General features: G+C 69.1%; 24 protein-coding genes. 22 read left to right on the top strand and 2 right to left on the bottom strand.

The window, feature by feature from the left end; translation table 11 throughout:
- A complete protein-coding gene (locus ACPCHZ_RS13590; protein WP_423485198.1) occupies positions 1–474 on the bottom strand; it encodes a hotdog fold domain-containing protein in 474 nt (157 codons plus the stop codon).
- A gap of 423 nt (positions 475–897) precedes the next feature.
- Here ACPCHZ_RS13590 and rpsJ point away from each other — a divergent pair, with 423 nt between their 5' ends.
- The 15 genes from rpsJ (at position 898) to ACPCHZ_RS13515 (ending at position 13,199) form a co-directional block, all read left to right on the top strand.
- A complete protein-coding gene (rpsJ, locus tag ACPCHZ_RS13585; RefSeq protein WP_003883485.1) occupies positions 898–1,203 on the top strand; it encodes a 30S ribosomal protein S10 in 306 nt (101 codons plus the stop codon).
- Positions 1,204–1,217: 14 nt separating this feature from the next.
- Positions 1,218–1,871 (top strand): 50S ribosomal protein L3, encoded by a 654-nt coding sequence (rplC, locus tag ACPCHZ_RS13580; protein ID WP_423485197.1) that lies wholly within the window; start codon positions 1,218–1,220, stop codon positions 1,869–1,871.
- On the top strand, positions 1,871–2,551 hold the full coding sequence (gene rplD / locus ACPCHZ_RS13575; RefSeq protein WP_423485196.1) for a 50S ribosomal protein L4: 681 nt from the start codon (positions 1,871–1,873) through the stop codon (positions 2,549–2,551). The genes rplC and rplD overlap by 1 nt, the downstream gene beginning before the upstream one ends.
- Positions 2,551–2,853, top strand: coding sequence for a 50S ribosomal protein L23 (rplW, locus tag ACPCHZ_RS13570; protein WP_423485195.1), 303 nt, complete (start codon positions 2,551–2,553; stop codon positions 2,851–2,853). Before rplD ends, rplW begins: the two co-directional genes overlap by 1 nt.
- 40 nt (positions 2,854–2,893) lie before the next feature.
- The gene (gene rplB / locus ACPCHZ_RS13565) at positions 2,894–3,730 is read left to right on the top strand and encodes a 50S ribosomal protein L2 (RefSeq protein WP_264011063.1); all 837 of its coding nucleotides are present in this window, start codon (positions 2,894–2,896) and stop codon (positions 3,728–3,730) included.
- Positions 3,731–3,748: 18 nt separating this feature from the next.
- Positions 3,749–4,030: a 30S ribosomal protein S19 gene (rpsS, locus tag ACPCHZ_RS13560; protein ID WP_260992268.1), complete on the top strand. Its 282-nt coding sequence runs from the start codon at positions 3,749–3,751 to the stop codon at positions 4,028–4,030.
- The gene (gene rplV, locus ACPCHZ_RS13555) at positions 4,030–4,575 is read left to right on the top strand and encodes a 50S ribosomal protein L22 (protein WP_423485194.1); all 546 of its coding nucleotides are present in this window, start codon (positions 4,030–4,032) and stop codon (positions 4,573–4,575) included. Before rpsS ends, rplV begins: the two co-directional genes overlap by 1 nt.
- A complete protein-coding gene (gene rpsC, locus ACPCHZ_RS13550; RefSeq protein WP_364972748.1) occupies positions 4,575–5,432 on the top strand; it encodes a 30S ribosomal protein S3 in 858 nt (285 codons plus the stop codon). The genes rplV and rpsC overlap by 1 nt, the downstream gene beginning before the upstream one ends.
- A 1-nt stretch (position 5,433) precedes the next feature.
- A complete protein-coding gene (gene rplP / locus ACPCHZ_RS13545; RefSeq protein WP_264011066.1) occupies positions 5,434–5,850 on the top strand; it encodes a 50S ribosomal protein L16 in 417 nt (138 codons plus the stop codon).
- Positions 5,850–6,083, top strand: coding sequence for a 50S ribosomal protein L29 (gene rpmC, locus ACPCHZ_RS13540; RefSeq protein ID WP_264011067.1), 234 nt, complete (start codon positions 5,850–5,852; stop codon positions 6,081–6,083). The genes rplP and rpmC overlap by 1 nt, the downstream gene beginning before the upstream one ends.
- A complete protein-coding gene (rpsQ, locus tag ACPCHZ_RS13535) occupies positions 6,083–6,397 on the top strand; it encodes a 30S ribosomal protein S17 (protein ID WP_264011068.1) in 315 nt (104 codons plus the stop codon). Before rpmC ends, rpsQ begins: the two co-directional genes overlap by 1 nt.
- Positions 6,398–6,617: 220 nt before the next feature.
- On the top strand, positions 6,618–8,516 hold the full coding sequence (locus ACPCHZ_RS13530) for a hypothetical protein (RefSeq protein ID WP_423485193.1): 1,899 nt from the start codon (positions 6,618–6,620) through the stop codon (positions 8,514–8,516).
- Complete coding sequence (locus tag ACPCHZ_RS13525) at positions 8,513–10,051, top strand: hypothetical protein (RefSeq protein WP_423485192.1); 1,539 nt, start codon at positions 8,513–8,515, stop codon at positions 10,049–10,051. The genes ACPCHZ_RS13530 and ACPCHZ_RS13525 overlap by 4 nt, the downstream gene beginning before the upstream one ends.
- Complete coding sequence (locus ACPCHZ_RS13520; RefSeq protein WP_423485191.1) at positions 10,048–11,538, top strand: glycosyltransferase; 1,491 nt, start codon at positions 10,048–10,050, stop codon at positions 11,536–11,538. The genes ACPCHZ_RS13525 and ACPCHZ_RS13520 overlap by 4 nt, the downstream gene beginning before the upstream one ends.
- Positions 11,535–13,199: an ArnT family glycosyltransferase gene (locus ACPCHZ_RS13515; protein ID WP_423485190.1), complete on the top strand. Its 1,665-nt coding sequence runs from the start codon at positions 11,535–11,537 to the stop codon at positions 13,197–13,199. The genes ACPCHZ_RS13520 and ACPCHZ_RS13515 overlap by 4 nt, the downstream gene beginning before the upstream one ends.
- A 9-nt stretch (positions 13,200–13,208) precedes the next feature.
- Here ACPCHZ_RS13515 and ACPCHZ_RS13510 read toward each other — a convergent pair whose 3' ends face one another.
- A complete protein-coding gene (locus tag ACPCHZ_RS13510) occupies positions 13,209–13,850 on the bottom strand; it encodes a TetR/AcrR family transcriptional regulator (protein WP_423485189.1) in 642 nt (213 codons plus the stop codon).
- 137 nt (positions 13,851–13,987) lie between these two features.
- Here ACPCHZ_RS13510 and ACPCHZ_RS13505 point away from each other — a divergent pair, with 137 nt between their 5' ends.
- The 7 genes from ACPCHZ_RS13505 to ACPCHZ_RS13475 all read left to right on the top strand — a co-directional run bounded on the left by ACPCHZ_RS13505 (position 13,988) and on the right by ACPCHZ_RS13475 (position 20,441).
- Entirely contained in the window at positions 13,988–14,851 is an 864-nt protein-coding gene (locus ACPCHZ_RS13505) for an SDR family NAD(P)-dependent oxidoreductase (protein ID WP_423485188.1), read from the top strand.
- A 17-nt stretch (positions 14,852–14,868) separates the two neighbouring features.
- A complete protein-coding gene (locus ACPCHZ_RS13500) occupies positions 14,869–15,945 on the top strand; it encodes a dihydrodipicolinate reductase (protein WP_423485382.1) in 1,077 nt (358 codons plus the stop codon).
- Positions 15,946–16,029: 84 nt separating this feature from the next.
- Positions 16,030–17,208, top strand: a complete 1,179-nt coding sequence (locus ACPCHZ_RS13495) for an acyl-CoA dehydrogenase family protein (RefSeq protein WP_423485187.1) — start codon at positions 16,030–16,032, stop codon at positions 17,206–17,208.
- Positions 17,209–17,221: 13 nt separating this feature from the next.
- A complete protein-coding gene (locus ACPCHZ_RS13490; RefSeq protein WP_423485186.1) occupies positions 17,222–18,298 on the top strand; it encodes an acyl-CoA dehydrogenase family protein in 1,077 nt (358 codons plus the stop codon).
- Complete coding sequence (locus ACPCHZ_RS13485; protein ID WP_423485185.1) at positions 18,295–18,795, top strand: MaoC family dehydratase; 501 nt, start codon at positions 18,295–18,297, stop codon at positions 18,793–18,795. Before ACPCHZ_RS13490 ends, ACPCHZ_RS13485 begins: the two co-directional genes overlap by 4 nt.
- A 9-nt stretch (positions 18,796–18,804) precedes the next feature.
- Positions 18,805–19,242 (top strand): MaoC/PaaZ C-terminal domain-containing protein, encoded by a 438-nt coding sequence (locus tag ACPCHZ_RS13480; RefSeq protein ID WP_423485184.1) that lies wholly within the window; start codon positions 18,805–18,807, stop codon positions 19,240–19,242.
- Positions 19,239–20,441, top strand: coding sequence for a thiolase family protein (locus ACPCHZ_RS13475; protein WP_423485183.1), 1,203 nt, complete (start codon positions 19,239–19,241; stop codon positions 20,439–20,441). The genes ACPCHZ_RS13480 and ACPCHZ_RS13475 overlap by 4 nt, the downstream gene beginning before the upstream one ends.

The raw sequence follows: 20,441 nt of genomic DNA, 5'->3' as shown, positions 1-20,441 counted from the left end.
TCAGGCCGGCGTCACCCAGGTGGTGATCTCGGCGTGCACCACCTCGACGCCCTGGCGGTCGGTGACCGTGACCGGCACGACGAGGTCGGCGCCCTCGCCGATGGACGCGAAGTCCGGCGGGTCGAGCCGGGCTGTCGCCCGCAGCGAAGTCGTCGCCTTCTGCAGGTACTGCACCGTCATCGCCTTGGGGATCCACCGGTGGGTCGTGGGCACGGTGGCCTCCATCAACATGCCCATCGCCATCTCGGCGGCATTGCACGACGCGATCGCATGAACCGTGTGCAGGTGGTTGTGGACGAAGAACCACTTCGGGACCGCGACCTCGGCCAGGCCCGGCTCCATCCGCACCACGTGCGGCGCGATCGAGGCGAAGTAGGGCACCCGCGCGATCGCCGCCGCCGAGAACAGGCGGCTGCCCGCAGGCACGCCGGCCAGTCGCTGCCAGGCCCGGTACGTGCTGGTCGTGGAGCTCATGGACGCTACCTTACTCGTGAGTAAGTTGACCGGCCGCCGACCGTGGTGATCAGGTGGGTGACGAGCCCGTTTACCGTGTGCACGGGTCGCGTCCGGCGAGGTGCCGGGCGGTCGGCCAGCAATTTGGATGACGCCCGCTCTTGAGGCATACTGTTCGGGTTGCCTTGAGCCGGGTTCGCACCTGGCCGGGCATGCGACTGGCACCCGAAGGGGTGCATCCGGTCCCAACTCTCGATCGTGGCGGTTTTCCGGCGCGGGCGAGCGTGCGCGAGGGCGACACACCCGAGCGCGGGGGTCGGTGAACCAGAGACAGATACACAGCGGCGGCAACAGCCAGCGCGATGCCTGCGGGCGGAGCGCAGCAACACCAGGTCCGATTGGGTCCCCCAGTCGGAACACAAGCAGGAGTGAGGTAGGAAAAGCGTGGCGGGACAAAAGATCCGCATCAGGCTCAAGGCCTACGACCACGAGGCGATCGACGCCTCGGCGCGCAAGATCGTGGAGACGGTCACCCGTACCGGTGCCAGCGTGGTGGGCCCAGTGCCGCTGCCGACCGAGAAGAACGTGTACTGCGTCATCCGGTCCCCGCACAAGTACAAGGACTCGCGGGAGCACTTCGAGATGCGTACACACAAGCGGCTGATCGACATCCTCGACCCGACGCCGAAGACCGTTGACGCTCTCATGCGCATCGATCTGCCGGCCAGCGTCGACGTCAACATCCAGTAGGAGACCCAAGAGAAATGGCTAGAAAGAGCATTCTGGGCACCAAGCTGGGCATGACGCAGGTGTTCGATGAGAACAACAAGGTCGTGCCGGTGACGGTCGTCAAGGCCGGCCCGAACGTCGTCACGATGATCCGTACCCCGGAGCGTGACGGCTACAGCGCGGTGCAGCTCGCCTACGGCGAGATCAGCCCCCGCAAGGTGAACAAGCCGGTGTCCGGTCAGTACGCCGCGGCCGGGGTGAACCCGCGCCGCCACATCGCCGAGTTCCGGCTCGACGACGAGACGGCCGCCGCCGAGTACGAGGTCGGCCAGGAGCTGACGGCGGAGATCTTCGCCGACGGCGCCTTCGTCGACGTGACCGGCACCAGCAAGGGCAAGGGCTTCGCCGGCACCATGAAGCGGCACGGCTTCAAGGGTCAGGGCGCCGCGCACGGCGCCCAGGCGGTGCACCGCCGCCCCGGTTCGATCGGTGGCTGCGCCACCCCCGGCCGGGTGTTCAAGGGCACGCGGATGTCGGGCCGGATGGGCCACGACCGCATCACCACCCAGAACCTCAGGGTGCACAAGGTCGATGCCGAGAACGGCGTGATCCTGATCAAGGGCGCCATCCCCGGCCGCAACGGTGGCCTGGTGATGGTCCGCAGCGCAATCAAGCGAGGCGAGAAGTAATGGCCGACAAGACGCAGACATTGACGATCGACGTCCTCACCCCGGGCGGCACGAAGGACGGCTCCGTGGAGCTGCCCGCCGAGCTGTTCGACGTGGAGCCGAACATCGCGCTCATGCATCAGGTGGTGAACGCGCAGCTGGCCGCCAAGCGGCAGGGCACGCACTCCACCAAGACGCGTGGCGAGGTGCGCGGCGGTGGCAAGAAGCCGTACCGGCAGAAGGGCACCGGTCGTGCCCGCCAGGGTTCGACGCGCGCACCGCAGTTCACCGGCGGTGGCGTCGTGCACGGCCCGCAGCCGCGCGACTACAGCCAGCGCACCCCGAAGAAGATGATCGCCGCCGCACTGCGCGGGGCGCTCTCGGACCGGGCCCGCAACGGCCGCATCCACGCCGTCACCGAGTTCGTCGAGGGCCAGACCCCGTCGACGAAGGGCGCCAGGACGTTCCTGGCCACGCTGACCGATCGCCCGCAGGTGCTGCTGGTCGTCGGCCGGACCGACGTGACCGGCACGCTCAGCGTGCGGAACCTGCCCGGCGTGCACGTGATCTCGCCCGACCAGCTCAACACCTACGACGTGTTGAAGGCCGACGACGTGATCTTCAGCGTCGAGGCGCTGAACACCTACATCACCACGGCCACCCGCAGTGCGACGGCCAACGACGAGGAGGTGTCGGCCTGATGGCGACCGTGACTGACCCCCGCGACATCATCCTGGCTCCGGTCATCTCCGAGAAGAGCTACGGGCTGATCGAGGACAACGTGTACACGTTCGTGGTGCACCCGGATTCGAACAAGACCCAGATCAAGATCGCGATCGAGAAGATCTTCAAGGTCAAGGTCGACTCGGTGAACACCGCCAACCGGCAGGGCAAGCGCAAGCGCACCCGTGCGGGCTATGGCCAGCGCAAGAGCACCAAGCGCGCCATCGTCACACTGGCCGCGGGCAGCAAGACGATCGATCTGTTCGGAGCGCCGGCCTAGCCGGGGCAGGGACTGAGAGACTAGAGAGAGCTTTGTAGACATGGCTATTCGCAAGTACAAGCCGACGACCCCCGGTCGTCGCGGTGCCAGCGTCTCCGACTTCGCCGAGATCACCCGCTCGACCCCGGAGAAGTCGCTGATCCGTCCGCTGCACGGCAAGGGCGGTCGTAACGCGCACGGCCGCATCACCACCCGGCACAAGGGCGGCGGCCACAAGCGGGCCTACCGCCTCATCGACTTCCGTCGCCACGACAAGGACGGCGTCGACGCCAAGGTCGCGCACATCGAGTACGACCCGAACCGCACCGCGAACATCGCACTGCTGCACTACCTGGACGGCGAGAAGCGCTACATCATCGCGCCGCAGGGACTCAAGCAGGGCGCGATCGTCGAGGCGGGCGCCAACGCCGACATCAAGCCCGGCAACAACCTGCCGCTGCGCAACATCCCGTCCGGCACCGTGATCCACGCCGTCGAGCTGCGTCCGGGCGGCGGCGCCAAGCTGGGCCGTTCGGCCGGTGTGAGCATCCAGTTGCTCGGCAAGGAGGGTCCCTACGCGACCCTGCGTATGCCGTCCGGTGAGATCCGCCGCGTCGACGTGCGCTGCCGCGCCACGGTCGGCGAGGTGGGCAACGCCGAGCAGGCCAACATCAACTGGGGCAAGGCCGGCCGGATGCGCTGGAAGGGCAAGCGCCCGACCGTCCGTGGTGTCGTGATGAACCCGGTCGACCACCCGCACGGTGGTGGCGAGGGCAAGACCTCCGGTGGTCGTCACCCGGTGAGCCCGTGGGGCAAGCCGGAAGGCCGCACCCGCAAGAACAAGCCGAGCGACAAGCTCATCGTCCGACGCCGGCGCACCGGCAAGAACAAGCGCTAGGCCGGGAAGGATCCAACGATGCCACGCAGCCTGAAGAAGGGCCCGTTCGTCGACGACCATCTGCTCAAGAAGGTCGACGTCCAGAACGACAAGAACACCAAGCAGGTCATCAAGACCTGGTCGCGCCGGTCCACCATCATCCCGGACTTCATCGGCCACACGTTCGCGGTGCACGACGGCCGCAAGCATGTGCCGGTGTTCGTCACCGAGTCGATGGTCGGGCACAAGCTGGGCGAGTTCGCCCCCACCCGCACGTTCAAGGGTCACATCAAGGATGACCGGAAGGCGAAGCGCCGGTAATGACTACGACGATTGAATATCCGTCCGCCGTCGCGAAGGCGCGCTTCGTGCGCGTCTCGGCGAGCAAGGCGCGCCGGGTCATCGACCTGGTGCGCGGCAAGTCGGTCGCCGAGGCGCTCGACATCCTGCGGTGGGCACCGCAGGACGCCAGCGAGCCGGTCGCCAAGGTGATCGCCAGTGCCGCGGCCAACGCGCAGAACAACGACGGCCTGGACCCGTCCACCCTCGTGGTGGCCACGATCCACGCCGACGAGGGCCCGACCGCCAAGCGCATCCGCCCGCGCGCCCAGGGGCGTGCGTTCCGGATCCGCAAGCGCACCAGCCACATCACGGTGATCGTCGAGAGCCGGCCGCGTCGCGACAGCGGCCGTGGCGGCAAGGCCGCAGGCGAGGCTTCGGCGAACACCCGCTCGCGGCGCGCGCAGGGCAGCAAGGCCGCCGCCGCCAAGACGCCTGCCAAGGCAACTGCTGAGAAGGCGCCGGCCAAGAAGGCTGCCGCGAAGAAGACAGAAGCTTCTGACGAAGCGAAGGAGGGCTCAGAGTAGTGGGCCAGAAGATCAATCCCCACGGCTTCCGGCTCGGTATCACCACCGACTGGAAGTCCCGGTGGTATGCCGACAAGCAGTACAAGGACTACGTGAAGGAAGACGTCGCGATCCGGCGTCTGCTCGCCACGGGCCTCGAGCGTGCCGGCATCGCCGACGTGGAGATCGAACGCACCCGTGACCGGGTCCGCGTCGACATCCACACCGCGCGTCCCGGCATCGTGATCGGGCGCCGCGGCACGGAGGCCGACCGCATCCGCACCGACCTGGAGAAGCTGACCAAGAAGCAGGTCCAGCTCAACATCCTCGAGGTGAAGAACCCGGAGTCGGTGGCCCAGCTGGTGGCACAGGGTGTCGCCGAGCAGCTGTCCAACCGCGTGGCGTTCCGCCGGGCGATGCGCAAGGCGATCCAGTCGGCCATGCGTCAGCCCAACGTCAAGGGCATCCGCGTGCAGTGCTCCGGTCGCCTCGGCGGTGCGGAGATGAGCCGCTCGGAGTTCTACCGCGAGGGCCGGGTGCCGCTGCACACGCTGCGCGCCGACATCGACTACGGCCTCTACGAGGCCAAGACCACCTTCGGCCGGATCGGCGTGAAGGTGTGGATCTACAAGGGCGACATCGTCGGTGGCAAGCGTGAGCTGGCCGCCGCCGCACCGGCCGCCGACCGGCCGCGCCGCGAGCGTCCGTCGGGCACCCGCCCGCGCCGCAGCGGGGCGTCGGGCACCACCGCCACGAGCACCGACGCGGGTCGTGCGGCGACGGGCACCGAAGAGGCTCCGGCTGCGGCCGAGGCTGCAGTGGGCACCGAAGCCGCTGCCGGCGCCGCCGCCGAGACGACCCAGAATACGGAGAGCTGACATGCTTATCCCGCGCAAGGTCAAGCACCGCAAGCAGCACCACCCCCGCCAGCGCGGCGTCGCCAGTGGCGGCACCTCGGTGAGCTTCGGCGACTACGGCATCCAGGCACTCGAGCACGCCTACATCACCAACCGGCAGATCGAGTCCGCCCGTATCGCCATCAACCGGCACATCAAGCGTGGCGGCAAGGTCTGGATCAACATCTTCCCGGACCGCCCGCTGACCAAGAAGCCCGCCGAGACCCGCATGGGTTCCGGTAAGGGTTCGCCCGAGTGGTGGATCGCCAACGTGAAGCCGGGCCGCGTGCTGTTCGAGCTGAGCTACCCGGACGAGAAGATCGCGCGCGACGCGCTGACCCGTGCGATCCACAAGTTGCCGATCAAGGCGCGCATCGTGACCAGAGAGGAGAACTTCTGATGGCCGTTGGAGTTTCCACTGGTGAGCTGCGTGAGCTGACCGACGACGAGCTGACCGACCGGCTGCGTGAGTCCAAGGAAGAGCTGTTCAACCTGCGCTTCCAGATGGCCACCGGCCAGCTCGCCAACAACCGCCGGCTGCGTGTCGTGCGACAGGAGATTGCGCGCGTGTACACCGTGCTGCGCGAACGTGAACTGGGCCTGGCATCCGGGCCCGCAGGTGAGGAATCGTAATGGCAGACGCAAAATCTGACGCCACCGAAAAAGGTGCGGCGCGCACCCCGCGCACCGAGAAGCCGCGCGGACGTCGCAAGACGGCCATCGGCTACGTGGTGAGCGACAAGATGCAGAAGACCATCGTGGTCGAGCTGGAATCGCGTAAGAGCCACCCGCTCTACGGCAAGATCATCCGGACCACCACGAAGGTCAAGGCGCACGACGAGAACGGCGATGCCGGTGTCGGCGACCGGGTGTCCCTGATGGAGACCCGTCCGCTGTCGGCCACCAAGCGCTGGCGCCTCGTCGACGTGCTCGAGAAGGCCAAGTAGGCCGACCCGCAAGACAACGGCGAGAGCCCCGCACGCACCGCGTGCGGGGCTTTTCCATGCCTGACGTGCGAGTGCCATTGGCTACCGGCGTCTTTGGTGAAATCAACGATTAAGGGTTTGCCTGAGCGCCGGATTGTCTACGCTCGGGCTTGTGAGGGTTGGTATCTGGCCTGCATTTCGGGCGAATTTGGCCGTCGGCGCAAGTCTTGTCTTGTTAACCATGCCGACGGCCTTCGCTTTTCCAGCGACGGCTGCGCCGGGAGACGGTGGTCAGGTCGCCGATGCACCCACCCTGCGCCTGGCCGAGGTCGGCGCCGATCCCGTGGTCGCGTTCTACGGCACCCAGGGCATCTCCTCGCTCACCATCCCGGTGCCGGCCGGTCTGGTGCCCGCGTCGATCGACGCCACGGTGGAGGTCCCGGTCAATGTCGCCGCCGGAACGCTGACGGCCACCCAGGAGGACCGGACGCTGTCGCGGACCGGGTTGCCGATCGTCGACCGCGCGCCGATCTCGATCCCGCTCGCGGGCGCCGCGATCGTCGACAACGCGGTGACGGTCACCCTTCGCAGCTACCTGACCCCCGCCGGTGACTACTGCCTGGATCCGTCCAATCCGCTGCGCCTGGTCGACGCGGCGGTCCGGTACGAGGGCATCGAGGCACCGCCGCGCACGGTGGCCGACTTCCTGCCGCCGATCCTGCGCCGAATCGACCTGTTCGTACCGGCGGTGCCCTCGCGCGTCGAGTCCGACGCCGCGATCCGGTTCGCGACCGCGGTGGTCGCCCGGTACGGGAAACAGGACACCGAGGTGTCGGTCACCGCGCTGGCCGACGGCCAGGACGCGCCACCGGGACCGTCGCAGCCGATGCAGCGCCAGGTCGTGATCCGGGAGGGCGACGACGCGGGGGTGTCGCTGCTGGGCACCGTCGGGGTGCCGTCGCTGCTCATCAGCGGCCGGGGCGGGGAGCTGACGAATCAGGCCCGGCTGCTGTCCAGCGACGTCAACCGTCTGGCGTTGAGCTCGAAAGCCGTTGTGGGACCGGTTCAGTCGAGTCCCGTCCTGGCGTCGGACAGCACGACGCTGCGCCGCCTCGGGCAGCCCGGCGTCAACGCCACGGGATTGTCGCCGCAGGTGTCGATCGGCCTCGACCAGACCCGGCTCGGCCGATCCGCACGCAACGTGCGCGTTCACCTGCAGGGCTCCTACACGCCACTGCCGGCGCAGATCGGCGGCCAGCTGGTCGTCGCGATCGGCGCGGAGACACTGGACAGCTGGCCTGCCGAGAGCTCGGGCCGCATCGACCGGTGGATCGACGTGCCCGACCAGTTGCTCGAGCGCTACACCAACCTGGGTGTGGCGCTCGACATCAGCGGCAACGTCGGCCGCTGCGGCGAGTTCCAGCCGATCACCCTGACCATCGACGGCGACAGCGAGATCCGCAGCGAGCGCGCACAGCCACCGCTGCCCGGCGGTTTCCAGGCGCTGCCCCAGGCGCTGATGCCACGCGTCGAGGTCGGTATCGGTGAGGACTTCGCCGACACCCGGCGCGCGGTCGCGATCCTGGCGGGGCTGCAGCGACTGAGCGGGCTGCCCGTCGACACCGCGGTGACGTCGGTGGCCGAGGCCGCCGCTTCGCCCAATCCGGCGGTGCTGATCAACGCGGACGAGTGGACCGAGGACCGGATCACCCTGCCGATCACCGCGAACGCCGACGGTGAGCTGACCGTCGAGAACGCCCGCGGCACGGGAGAATCCGGCTCGCTGACCATCACACCCGCGCCGGCCTTCGGTTCGCTGCAGACCACCTACGACGGCAACCGCACGGTACTGGTGGCGACGTCGGACAACGCACCGGGCGAGCTCGACCGGCTGCTGGACTGGTTGTCTGCCGATGTGGACCGCTGGTCGCGGCTGACCGGCGACGCGGTGATCGCGGTGCCCGGTGAGCCGCCGGTGTCGGTGTCGTCCGGCGCCGGTGGGCAGGACGTCGCGGCCGCACCGGCCGACACGGGCGGGTCCGGGTCACGCTGGGTGCTCGTCGCCGCGGGAGTGGCGGTTGCCGTGCTCGCCGTCGGCCTGATCCTGCTGCTGCGCAGTCGGTCCCGCCGACGTCCATGACCGCGACGGCACCTGTCGAGACCGAGACCGGCCCACGCGGGCCGGCGGCACTGCTCGCCAAATACGAGGAGATCCACCCGGTCTACCGGCTGATCATCAGGTGGACGTTCATCGCGGCGCTCACTGGCGTGGCGTTCTGGGACAGCCTGGCGAGCCTCGCCCAGACCAGTCGGGCCGGCGGCATCGGCGCCTACGTGTGGACGGTGCCTGCGGCGGCTGTCCTGGTGGCGATCGGGGTCGCCCGCCGCAACCGCACCGAGCTGCCGATCCACGACCGGCAGACCGACATCATCGTCGGGACGATGGGACTGGTGCTCGCGCTGCTGCTGCAGGGTGTGCTGCTGCAGCGGTACGCCCTGTTCTTCCACCTGCTGCGGCTCGACTTCGTGGCGATGTGGTTCTTCATCGTCAGCTGCTGCATCGTGCTGTTCGGACTGCGTCCGGTGATCCGGTTCGCCTGGGTGTGGTTCATGCTGCTGCTCGGGTTCTCGCTGCCGTACTACCTCGCGGTGATCCTGTTCGGCGGTGGGAAATTCGCGGCGGGAGCGGTGACGCTGCTCATCGCGGGCCTCGGCACCGGCATCGCGACCGGCCGCACCCGCCGGCGCGGTGCGATCGGTTCCGCCGCGGCGTGGGTGGTCGGGTTCGGTGTGCTGCTCGTGGTCGGCGTCTTCTTCCCGGACTCGCCCGTCCAGGTCTACCAGCAGGTGCCTGCGCTGACCGCGATCTGTGTGGTCGGCATGGTGATGTATCTGCGGTCCCGCCGCGGCGCACCCAAACGGATACTCGAACGCTCGGTCGAACCACTTGCCGCCAAGCAGGTGTGGTCCGGTGTACCGCTGGTGATCGTCGTCGCGCTGGTGCTCTCGTTCTTCCACCTCCCCGCCGTGACCACCACCGCCCCGATCAGCAGATCCACTCCCGGCTTCCTGGAGCCGGGCCAGCCGCTGGCCGCGCCGACCGGCTGGTCGACCACCGCCGTGCAGACCTACGAGCAGGTGCAGCGTCTGTACGGCGACCACGCGGTGCTGGTGCGTCAGACCATGACCGCCGATGTGGGGAATCCTCGGTGGGACAAGGCGTCCCGGCCGCGCACGGTCGTTGTGGACAGCATCGTCAGCGAGCGGCCGTTCTCGTTCGGGGTGTATCCGGGCCGGGTGCTGTACGGGTTGACCGCGGCACGGCTGAGCACCCTGCGTCCCGTCGACCTGGGAATGGGGATCACCGGTCAGCTGCTCTCCGTCGTCGACGACGACCTGCTGGTGACGTGGAACTCGCTGCAGTTCGCCTGGGGCAACCAGCAGATCGCACAGCGGGTGACGATCTTCGCGGTGGACAACCACGAGCCGGACGCACCGTTCCCGGTGCCGTCAGGGAATCTGTTCCCCACCCTGCGGACCCTGCTGACGCTCCTGTTCCGCGGCAACGCGGTGCTCGACCAGCGCACGCCGACGTTCAAGGACGGCGAACTGCTCACCGTCTTCGGACGGGCACTCGTCGGCGCCCAGTTCACGGCTACGGAAGCTCGGCGATGACCACGTTCGCCGACCGTCCGTCACCGGAGTCGGCCACCGAGGCGGAGCAGCAGTACGCACTGCACCGGGCCATCGACGGCCTGCGCGAGGATGATCCGCTACGGTCGGCCTCGATCTCCGTCCTCCCCTGGCAGAAGGCGGTGGTCTGGGCGCTGCTGGGGCTGCTGGCGGTGTGCGCGGTCTGGCAGCCCATGCCGACGGCGGTCGCCCTCATCGGAGTGTGCACGCTGGGCTACCTGCTCACGATGGCCGACCGGTTGCTCATCTTCCGGCAGGGCCTGGCGTCGCGGGCGATCGTCGTCTCCGACGAGGAGGCGCGCGCCATCCCCGACGACGACCTCCCGCCGTACACGATCCTGGTGCCCGCCTACAACGAGCCGGAGGTGGTGGGCGACCTGATCGGCGCGATGGCGGCGCTGGAGTACCCGTCCGACAAGCTGCAGGTGCTGCTGCTCCTGGAGGCCGACGACGACGTCACCATCGCCGCGGCCCGCGACTGCGCCGAGTCCGACGCCATCACCATCGTGCTTGTGCCGCCTGCGGATCCCCGTACGAAACCGAAGGCGTGCAACTACGGTCTGTACTTCGCGACCGGTGACATCGTGACGATCTTCGACGCCGAGGATCTGCCCGAGCCGCTGCAGCTGCGCCGGGTGGTGGCCGCATTCGGCCGGCTGCCCGACGACATCGCCTGTGTGCAGGCCAAACTCGTGTACCACAACGGCCATCAGAACCTGCTCACCGCGTGGTTCACCGCCGAGTACGCGTTGTGGTTCGGCTACCTGCTGCCCGGCATGATGGGTTCGACGTCACCGATCCCGCTGGGCGGCACGTCGAATCACCTGCGTCGCGACGTGCTGGAACAGATCGGCGCCTGGGACCCGTTCAACGTCACCGAGGACGCCGACCTCGGACTGCGCATCGCGTCCAACGGCTACCACACCGCGGTGATCGACTCCCGCACGCTGGAGGAGGCCAACAGCGATCCCATCAACTGGGTCAGGCAGCGGTCCCGTTGGTACAAGGGCTATCTGCAGACCTGGCTGGTGCAGATCCGCAGGCCGGTGCGGCTGTACCGCACCATCGGATTCCGCAGTTTCGTCCGCTTCAACCTGGTGCTCGCCGGCACGCCGATCATCGCGGTGCTCAACCTGGCGTTCTGGTTGATCACCCTGGTCTGGTTCCTCGGCCAGCCCGCAGTGGTCGAGGACATCTTCCCGATGTACATCTACTTCCCGGCGCTGATCGCGCTGATCCTGGGCAACGCCGCCACGCTGTACATGAACCTGATCGCGCTGCGCGAGGACGATCGCTCCGACCTGCTGGTGGCCGCGCTGACGGTGCCCGCCTTCTGGGTGATGATGAGCGTGGCCGCGGCCAAGGGGTGCTACCAGCTGATCCGCAATCCGTCCTACTGGGAGAAGACGTTTCACGGCCTGTCGGAACGGCCCGATGACGTCGAGGCGCAACAGGCCGGACCGTCGTGACCGATCGCCGGCTCAAGGCCGCACTGTTCGTCGTGACCCTGCTGATCTACCTCGGTGTCGGATACTGGCTGCAGGTGCGCAACGGCTTCATCCTCGGCGACGCGCTGTCCCGGGTCTCGGCCGCGCAGTCGGTGCTGTTCAGCCGCGACCCGCACCTCGCCGCGATCGGCTTCATCTTCACGCCCCTGACGGCCATGGTGCAGATCCCCGCGGTACTGGCCAGCCCGCTGTGGCCGGAGATGACCGAGCGGGCGTTCTCGGGCAGCGTGATGTCGGCGGTGTTCATGGCCGGTGCGGCCGTGCAGATCCTGTCCATGGGCACCGACCGCGGACTGCCGCGCGGCTACGCGCTGACCATCGCCGCCGTGTTCGCACTGAATCCGATGATCGTGTTCTACGGCTCGAACGGGATGAGCGAGGCGCCGTTCGTGTTCTTCATGTCGTGGGCGGTGCGCAGGCTGATCCTGTGGATGGTCGACGACGACGTGCACCACCTCGTCACGGCGGGCGGCATCGCGATGGGCCTGGCCTACCTCACCCGCTACGACGCGGTGGCGTGCATCGCGGCGGCCGGACTGCTCGTCGGCGTCACCACCTATCTGCGCGCCACCCCCGCGCCGCGGTTCCGCCGGGCACTGCTCGACCTGCTGATGGTCAGCGGCCCGGGCACGGCGGCCTTCCTCGGCTGGGCGGTGATCAGCTGGCTGATCACCGGAGAGGCGTTCGCGCAGTTCACCTCCCAGTACGGCAACACCGCGATCCTGGAGCAGTCGGGGCAGACGGTGCCGACCTTCGGTTCCGGGATGCTGTTCGCGGTCGTGTGCATCCTGCTGCTCGCCCCCGCGCTGCTGCCGATCGCGCTGTGGGCGGTGGCGGGACGGGCGCGTGCGCGGAACTGGCAGGTGCTGCTGCCGCCGCTGGCCGTCTACGGCGCCGCACTGGCATTCCAGACGCTGGGCTACGCCGCCGGGTCGACGTTCCCTTTCCTGCGGTTCTACGTCATCGCGGTTCCGCTGACCGCCTGCCTGGCTATGCTCGCCGTGCCCGACGGCGCGCTGCTGCCTGCCAAGCGCCGCGGCCGGTATGCACCGCCGGTTGTCGAACCGGCTCCGCGCCGGCCGTGGCCGGTCTATGCGGCGCTGGCACTGGTGTTCGCGCTCGGCCTTCCGGTGACGGCGTGGGGAATGAGCCTGCCGAGGTACGCACCGCAGGAGTACGCCCTCGGTGCCGTGCTGGCGCCCGACCCGGACAGTGTGAGCGGCCGCAAGAAGATCGAGCACCGCATCGCCGCCTCGTTCTCCACCGAACGCGAGATCGCGCACTACCTCGACGATCTCGGCCTGCCGGAGAGTTCGGTGATCACCGACACCGTCTACGGGTTCGCCATCCTCGCGGCGTCGGACCGGCCGAAGACGTTCGTGGTGCCGTCGGACCCCGACTTCACCGCGTTGCTGAACGCGCCCGCCGAGAACGGCGTCCGGTACCTGCTAGCGGTGCCGCCGGAGGGCCGCGGTGCGGCCGACGCGCTGAACCTGCGTTACCCGACGCTGTACGACACGGGCGCCGACGTGGCGACACTCGAACTCTCGATCCCCAACGACGGTGACAGCCAGCCGGACTGGCGCTTGTACCGGGTCAACGAACCGGTGCCGGAGGCCTAGACGGGTGACCTAGGCGCCGGAGCCGCCCGCGTCGGACACCCGATCGAGGTATGCGCAGATCACCTCGACGAGCATCGACCTGTCTCGCGCCGTGTCGACCGGCCGAGCCATGATCAATTGGGTGGTGACGAGGCCACGTAGTGTCGAGAGCAGGAGGTGGCTCAGCGCGGCGCTGCGGACGGCGTCGAGATTCGCACCCACGCCGATGCCGAGTCCGGCGAAGGTCCTCGCCAGATGGTCGAGGTGGTCGCCGGCCGCCGCGCCCCAGGTGGCGCGGGTGCCCACCAGGATCTCGATCGCGGCCCGCGATGTCGGACTCGCCATCGCCGCCCACGCCGCGCCCACCACCTGTTCGACCCGCGCCCGGGTGTCGGTCGTCGCGTCGGCGGGCGGCAATTCCCGCAGCGCAGCAAGCAGTTCGGCGAAGCCCTGGTCGACGACCGCCATGAGCAGACCGTCCCGATCGCCGAAGTGGTACTGGATGACTCCCCATGTCATGCCTGCCCGTTCGGCGATGTGCTTGGCGCTGGCCGCGCCGATTCCCTCCTCGAGCACGCACCGCACCGTCTCGTCGATCGCCTTGGCCCGGGTGCGCTCGGCGCGGGCCTGGTTGCCGTGCGCGGGCCGGCGCGGCGCGACTCGGGGAGCCATGCGGACAAGGGGACCACACGACGGGGATTGACATCAAAACATTGAGCTGTTTATGGTTCGACCGCGGCCGGGGCCCGGCATCTGAGGGCGACAGCCCGCCGCACCTGCGCGATGTGACCGCGAGAGGAAAGACATCGATGGGTTCCCTGGACGGCAGGATCGCGATCGTCACCGGAACCAGCCGCGGTGTCGGCGTCGGCATCGCCCACGAGTTGTTGCGCGCCGGGGCCACGGTCATCGGCTGCTCGCGCACACCGCTCGACGCGATCCCGGGCGTCGGTGAGCATCCCGGCTGGGCGGAGCGCTCGGAACAGCTGGTGTGCGATCAGGGCGACCACCGCGCCATCGACGCGTTCGTGCAGCAGGTCGCCGACACCTACGGCCGCATCGACATCCTGGTCAACAATGCCGGCGGCACGGTTCCGGCGCCACACGCCGAGGACATTCCCGAGCTGGTGCAGAAGATCCAGGGCGCGCCCCGCAGCGACGACGACTACGAGCGCACCGTGCTGTTCCATGCGTTCGCCGTCCAGATGAACCTCATCAGCCCACTGTGGTTCGCGGTCAGGGTCTTTCGGCAGATGCGGCGCCAGGACGGCACCGGCTGCATCATCAACATCTCCAGCGGCGCGTCGCATCCGGCGGGTTCGCCGACGCTGGTGTCCTACGGTGCGGCGAAGGCCGGACTGAACCAGATGACCCGTTCCCTCGCCGAGGAGTGGGGACCGCACGCGCGGGTCAACGCGCTCGCCCTCGGCCCGCACCTGACCGACAATCTCCGTTCGTTCGTCCTTCCCGCCGACGACCCGGACGGCGCGAAGTACTTCGCGAAGATCCCGCTGCGGCGCGGTGGCGAGCCCGACGAGGTCGGACGCCTCTGCGTGTTCCTCGCCGGTGGCGGCGCCGACTACGTCAACGGCACCACGATCGAGGTGGACGGCGGCATGATGCCCGGCGTGCTGTACGAGGCCGGCCTCAAGACCATCACCGACCTGCTGTGAGCGGACGGAAAGAGGCGATGCCGGCGAAGCGCCGAGTGATCCAGTTCTCCACCGGGAACGTCGGCGTCCATGCGCTGCGCGCGCTGATCGGCAGGCCCGACGTCGAATTGGTGGGTGTGCACGCCAACGGTGCGGCCAAGATCGGGCGCGACGCGGCCGAGCTGTGCGGCCTGGCCGAGCCGACCGGCGTCACCGCCACCGACGACATCGACGCGCTGCTGGCGCTGCACGCCGACTGCGTCGTCTACACCTCACAGGCGGAGACGCGGCCCCGGGACGCGATCGAGGAACTCAGCGCGTTCCTCGCAGCAGGGGTCAACGTCGTCGGCACGTCGCTGGTCTGGCTGGTCGCTCCGCAGCATGCCGACGCGTGGTTGCGGGAACCGCTCGAGCGGGCCTGCCGCACCGGTGACGCCACCCTGTACGTCAACGGCATCGACCCGGGGTTCTCCGGGGACACCCTGGTGCACGCGGCGCTCAGCCTCTCGACCAGGGCAACCGCGGTGACCGTGCAGGAGGTCTTCGACTACGGCTCGTACGACGACGCCGAATTCACCGGCGTCAGTTTCGGATTCGGCACCACGCCGGACCACACGCCGATCATGTTCTCACCCGGGGTACTGACGTCGCTGTGGGGCGGACAGGTGCGCACCCTCGCTGAGGGCCTGGGTGTCGAGCTCGACGACGTCCGCGAGCGGCACGAGAAGTGGGTGACGCCGCAGCCCATCGACTGCACGATGATGACGGTCGAGCCCGGTCGGGTCGCGGCGGTGCGGTTCGGGGTCGAGGGTGTCGCCGACGGTCGGGTGGTGATCACCATGGAGCACGTCAACCGGCTCACCCAGGCGGCCGCGCCGGACTGGATCTATCCACCGGAGGGCAGGCCCGGCGTGCACCGCGTCGTGGTGCACGGCGACCCGGGTGTGGAGATCAACGCCCACGTCGGGATCGGGATCGACCACAATCAGGGTGGGGTCATCGCCACCGCCGCGCGCGCGGTCAACGCCGTCGGCGCCGTCTGTGACGCCCCGGCAGGCATCCTGGCCGCACATGACCTCAGGCCCGCCGACCACCTCCGCGGCACGATGTGGTGACGCCGCAGGGCGGATTCCGTACCACCGAAACTCTTTCTTTTCGAAATAGTCCGGGGAGGCACGCCTGCGGCTAGGCTGCCGCTCGTGGATGACGGCCTCGATCCGGCGCAACTGGCCTGGGTCGGCGAGGTTCGGGCGTTCCTGCGCGACTCGGTGACACCGGCGCTCGTGTCCGAACTGGCCGAACACGGTCTCGAGCGCATCGGCGGCGAGGTGTCGGCATTCCGCCGTAAGGTCGGCGAGAAGGGCTGGTTCGGCGTCACCTGGCCGAAGGAGTACGGCGGACTGGGGCTCGGCGCGATGCACCAGCACCTGCTGATGCGCGAATTCGAGTACTGGGGTGTCCCGGGTCCGGACCTGACGGTGACCTCGGTGGCGCCGACGATCATGCGTCACGGCACCGACCAGAACAGGCGCGAATTCCTTCCTCCGATCGCCAGGGGCGAGCTGACCTGCGCCGTCGGCTATTCCGAGCCCGACGCGGGCACCGACCTCGCCGCCCTGCGCACCCGCGCCATCCGTGACGGTGACGAGTGGGTGATCAACGGGTCGAAGATCTGGAACAGCGGTGCGCAGCGCAGCACCCACGAGTGGCTCTGCGTGCGCACCGATCCCGATGCCCGGCGGCACCGCGGGATCTCGGTGCTCATCGTGCCGCTCGACCGGCCCGGAATCGAGATCCGGCCGCTGACCGCGTGGTCCGGCTACCGCACCAACGAGGTGTTCTTCCGCGACGTCCGGGTTCCCGCAACGAATCTGATCGGTGAGGAGAACCACGGCTGGACCTACATCACCGGCGCCCTGGATCTCGAGCGCGGCGCGCTCACGAACGCCGGTGATCTGCGGCGTGCGCTCGACGAACTGCAGCGCCATGCCCGGCTCCCTCGTCGCGATGGATCGGTGCCCGCAGACAATCCGTTCTTCGTGCGGCGCCTCCTGCAGGCCGAGGCCGACGTCGACGTGGCGACGCTGATGGGGCTGGAGGCCGCATCGATGCTCGACACCGGCGTCATCCCCACCGTCGAGGTGAGTGTCGAGAAGGTCTTCACCAGCGAGCTGCGCCAACGGATCGCCGACCTCGCCATCGACCTGCTCGGTCCCGACGGCCTGCTGGCGCACCGCACGCCCGGCGCCCCCGCCGACGGCGTCTTCGAGCGGCTGTACCGAGCCGCGCCGTTGATGCGGTTCGGCGGCGGCACGAACGAGGTGCTGCGCGACGTCATCGCCCAGCGCGGCCACGGCATGCCCTCCTACGGACGCTGACCGGAGACCCGACGTGCGCCTGCTGCCCGATGAGGACGAACGCGAGTTCACCGCGATGCTGCGGCGGCTCTTCACCGCGGGCTCCGAATCACCCGGCCTGTGGGCACTTCTCGCCGACGCGGGCATCTTCGGCCTCGCCCTGCCCGAGGTGTACGGCGGAGCCGGCGGATCCCTGAAGGACCTCGGTGCCTTCTCGGTGGAGGCGGGCCGCGGACTGTGCCCGACGATCGTGCACAGCACCATCCACGCCGGCCTCGCCGTGGACGCCATCGGCACCGCCGAACAGCGCGCCGCGCTGCTACCCGACATCGCATCCGGATCACGCCGCTACGCAACGGCGCTGTGGTCGGCCGTGGACGCACGCATCGTCACGCCCACGCTGCGGGCCGTACCCGACGGGGACGGCTGGTCGATCAGCGGCCGCGCCGACTTCGTGCTCGACGCGGCACACGCCGATTTCGTCATCGTCTCCGCCGCGGACACCGTCGCACCGCGATCACTGGCGTTCGTGGTGCCCACCGTTTCCCCGTCGCTGCGCGCCGAACCGCTGACGATGATGGGTGGGCAGACCGCGGCGCGACTGCAGTTCGACGGCGTCAGGGTCGACGACCGCCGGATGGTGTTCGGTGCCGACGGGGGAGTGACCGATGAGCAGCTGCACCGGCTCGCCACGGTCGCCACGGCGCTGACGTCCCTCGACCTCGTCGGGGTCGGCGAGGCGGCCCTTCAGCGCACCGTCGACCACACCGTGCTGCGTCACCAGTTCGGCAGGCCCATCGCGTCTTTCCAGGCCGCCCAGCACCTGGTGGCCGACATGCACATCGCGCTTGCGGCGGCTCGCCTGGCCTGCTGGGCGGCGGTGTCACTCCTCGACGACGGCCATGACGCCACCCGTCGGACCGCCGTCGCCCGTATGCACGCCGCCGGGGCAGCCAAGCTCGCCACTCTCGACGCGCACCAGTTGCACGGCGGGATGGGGTACGTCGTCGACACCGACCTGCACCGGTACTCCGAACGGGCGCGGGTGCTCTCCACACTCGGCGGCGGCGCCGACGTGGCAGCGACCTGGCTGGAGGGAGGCGACTCGTGACCGAGAACAGCCTGATCGACGCCGAATCGGCGGCCCGGGTGGGCACCGTCGCCGCCCGCGCCACCGGCGAGGTGCACCGGCTGCAGTGGCAGCGCTGGGCCGCTTCGGTGGGCGATCACAATCGGCTGTGGTTCGACCCGGAGTACGCCCGCGCCAACGGGTACGACGACGTGATCTGTCCGCCCCTGTACCTGCAGTACGCGGTGCTCGGCGTCGCGGCGCTGGCCGACCTGCGCCCCGACGGCTCGTCGGGAGCGGTGTCCGGCGGCCTCGCCTTCCCACGCGCGCCGCGCCGGATGGCCGGCGGCGAGTCCACCACATTCCATCTGCCCGCCTACCACCGCGACGAGGTCGAGATGGTCCGCACCATCGAGTCGATCGTCGAGAAGCAGGGCAGGTCAGGTCGTTTCGTGCTGGTGACGTGGCACACCGGCTACCGCAATCAGCTCGGCGCGCTGCTGGCCGAGGCCACCACGTCGATGATCGCCCGGCCATAGGAGACCCGAGTGAACGAGCAGCTGCACTACGAGGACGTCGAACCCGGCGACGCGATCGCCCCGCTCGCGGTCACCGTGGACCGGACGCAGATGTTCTTCTTCAGCGCCGCCACCTACAACGGTCACCGCATCCACTACGACAGGGACTGGGCGACGACCGTCGAGGGATACGACGACGTTTTGGTGCAGGGCCCGTTGCAGTCCGCCCTGCTGGCACGCGCCCTCACCGACTGGATCGGCGGCCGCGGCAGGCTGATCCGGTACTCGGTGCAGAACCGCGCCGTCGCCTATCCCGGCGAGGAGCTGACGTTCGCAGGGACCGTGACAGCCAAGCGGGTCGACGACGGGGTCGGCCTCGTCGACGTCGACATCGCGGGCCGACGGGGGGACACGGTGCTGATGCCGGGAACGGCGACGGTGGCCCTGCCGAGGCGGGACGGCGCGTGACGGGACTGCGTGGCGAAGCGGCGATCGTCGGGATCGCGGAACTGCCCGCGCAGCGCAAGCAGACCCGTCCCGAACTCTTCACCATCGACCAGTACGCCGCGCTGGCCGCGATGGTGAGCCGCGACGCCGGCCTGGACGCCACGGTGGTCAACGGCATCGTCTGCCACGGCATCGCCGAATCGGCCATGTTCGCCCCGGCCACCCTCAGCGAATACCTCGGGCTACCCATCGATTTCGGTGAGCGGGTCGACCTGGGCGGCGCCACGTCGGCAGGCATGGTGTGGCGCGCGGCCGTGGCGGTCGAACTGGGGCTCTGCGATGCGGTGCTCGCCGTCGTCCCCGGGTCGACGATGCTGCCGCGGTCACAACGCCGACCGCCGCAGCCGCCCGCCTGGTACGGCGCGTCGAGCAACGAGTTCGGTTCGCCGCAGGCCGAATACGAGATCCCGTACGGCAATGTCGGCCAGAACGCGCCCTACGCCCAGATCGCCCGGCGGTACGCCGCACTGTACGGATACGATCCCGGTGCACTGGCCAAGATCGCCGTCGACCAGCGCACCAATGCGTGCGCTCATCCCGGCGCGGTGTTCCACGGCAAGCCGCTCACCGTCGAGGACGTGCTGGGCAGCCCGATGATCGCCGACCCGATCCACATGCTGGAGACGGTGATGCGCGTCCAGGGCGGTGCGGGCGTGCTGATCGTCAACGCCGACCTCGCGGCGCGTTCGAGGCACCGGCCGGTGTGGATCAAGGGCTTCGGGGAACACATCGCCTTCAAGACGCCGACCTACGCCGACGACCTGATGGTGACCCCGGTGGCCCGGTCCTCGGCGAAGGCCTTCGCGATGGCCGGCCTGACCCAGGCCGATGTCGACGTCGCGTCGATCTACGACTGCTACACGATCACCGTGCTGATGAGTCTGGAGGACGCCGGCTTCTGTCCCAAGGGCCAAGGGGCGCAGTGGATCAACGGACGTGATCTGACCCACCGGGGCGACTTCCCGCTCAACACCGCAGGCGGCCAGCTGTCCTTCGGTCAGGCCGGCATGGCGGGCGGCATGCACCACGTCGTCGACGCCGCCCGGCAGGTGATGGGCCGCAGCGCCGACGCCCAGGTGGCGGGTTGCGACGTGGCCTTCGTCACCGGCACCGGCGGCATCATGAGTGAGCAGGTGGCACTGGTGCTGGAAGGTGACTGA

The sequence above is a fragment of the Mycobacterium sp. NPDC050041 genome (assembly GCF_049541695.1).
GTDB lineage: Bacteria > Actinomycetota > Actinomycetes > Mycobacteriales > Mycobacteriaceae > Mycobacterium.
The sequence above is the reverse complement of the archived record's forward strand: the minus strand, read 5'-3'. Positions and strand labels throughout refer to the sequence as shown.

Excerpts from the sequence above, each read along its gene's own strand:
- ACPCHZ_RS13530 (WP_423485193.1), top strand. The coding sequence starts at position 6,618 with ATGCCGACGGCCTTCGCTTTTCCAGCGACGGCTGCGCCGGGAGACGGT.
- rpmC (WP_264011067.1), top strand. The coding sequence starts at position 5,850 with ATGGCCGTTGGAGTTTCCACTGGTGAGCTGCGTGAGCTGACCGACGAC.
- ACPCHZ_RS13525 (WP_423485192.1), top strand. The coding sequence starts at position 8,513 with ATGACCGCGACGGCACCTGTCGAGACCGAGACCGGCCCACGCGGGCCG.
- rplC (WP_423485197.1), top strand. The coding sequence starts at position 1,218 with ATGGCTAGAAAGAGCATTCTGGGCACCAAGCTGGGCATGACGCAGGTG.
- rpsS (WP_260992268.1), top strand. The coding sequence starts at position 3,749 with ATGCCACGCAGCCTGAAGAAGGGCCCGTTCGTCGACGACCATCTGCTC.
- rplW (WP_423485195.1), top strand. The coding sequence starts at position 2,551 with ATGGCGACCGTGACTGACCCCCGCGACATCATCCTGGCTCCGGTCATC.
- ACPCHZ_RS13590 (WP_423485198.1), bottom strand. The coding sequence starts at position 474 with ATGAGCTCCACGACCAGCACGTACCGGGCCTGGCAGCGACTGGCCGGC.
- rplP (WP_264011066.1), top strand. The coding sequence starts at position 5,434 with ATGCTTATCCCGCGCAAGGTCAAGCACCGCAAGCAGCACCACCCCCGC.
- ACPCHZ_RS13500 (WP_423485382.1), top strand. The coding sequence starts at position 14,869 with ATGCCGGCGAAGCGCCGAGTGATCCAGTTCTCCACCGGGAACGTCGGC.
- rplD (WP_423485196.1), top strand. The coding sequence starts at position 1,871 with ATGGCCGACAAGACGCAGACATTGACGATCGACGTCCTCACCCCGGGC.
- ACPCHZ_RS13505 (WP_423485188.1), top strand. The coding sequence starts at position 13,988 with ATGGGTTCCCTGGACGGCAGGATCGCGATCGTCACCGGAACCAGCCGC.
- rplV (WP_423485194.1), top strand. The coding sequence starts at position 4,030 with ATGACTACGACGATTGAATATCCGTCCGCCGTCGCGAAGGCGCGCTTC.
- rpsQ (WP_264011068.1), top strand. The coding sequence starts at position 6,083 with ATGGCAGACGCAAAATCTGACGCCACCGAAAAAGGTGCGGCGCGCACC.
- rplB (WP_264011063.1), top strand. The coding sequence starts at position 2,894 with ATGGCTATTCGCAAGTACAAGCCGACGACCCCCGGTCGTCGCGGTGCC.
- ACPCHZ_RS13510 (WP_423485189.1), bottom strand. The coding sequence starts at position 13,850 with ATGGCTCCCCGAGTCGCGCCGCGCCGGCCCGCGCACGGCAACCAGGCC.
- ACPCHZ_RS13520 (WP_423485191.1), top strand. The coding sequence starts at position 10,048 with ATGACCACGTTCGCCGACCGTCCGTCACCGGAGTCGGCCACCGAGGCG.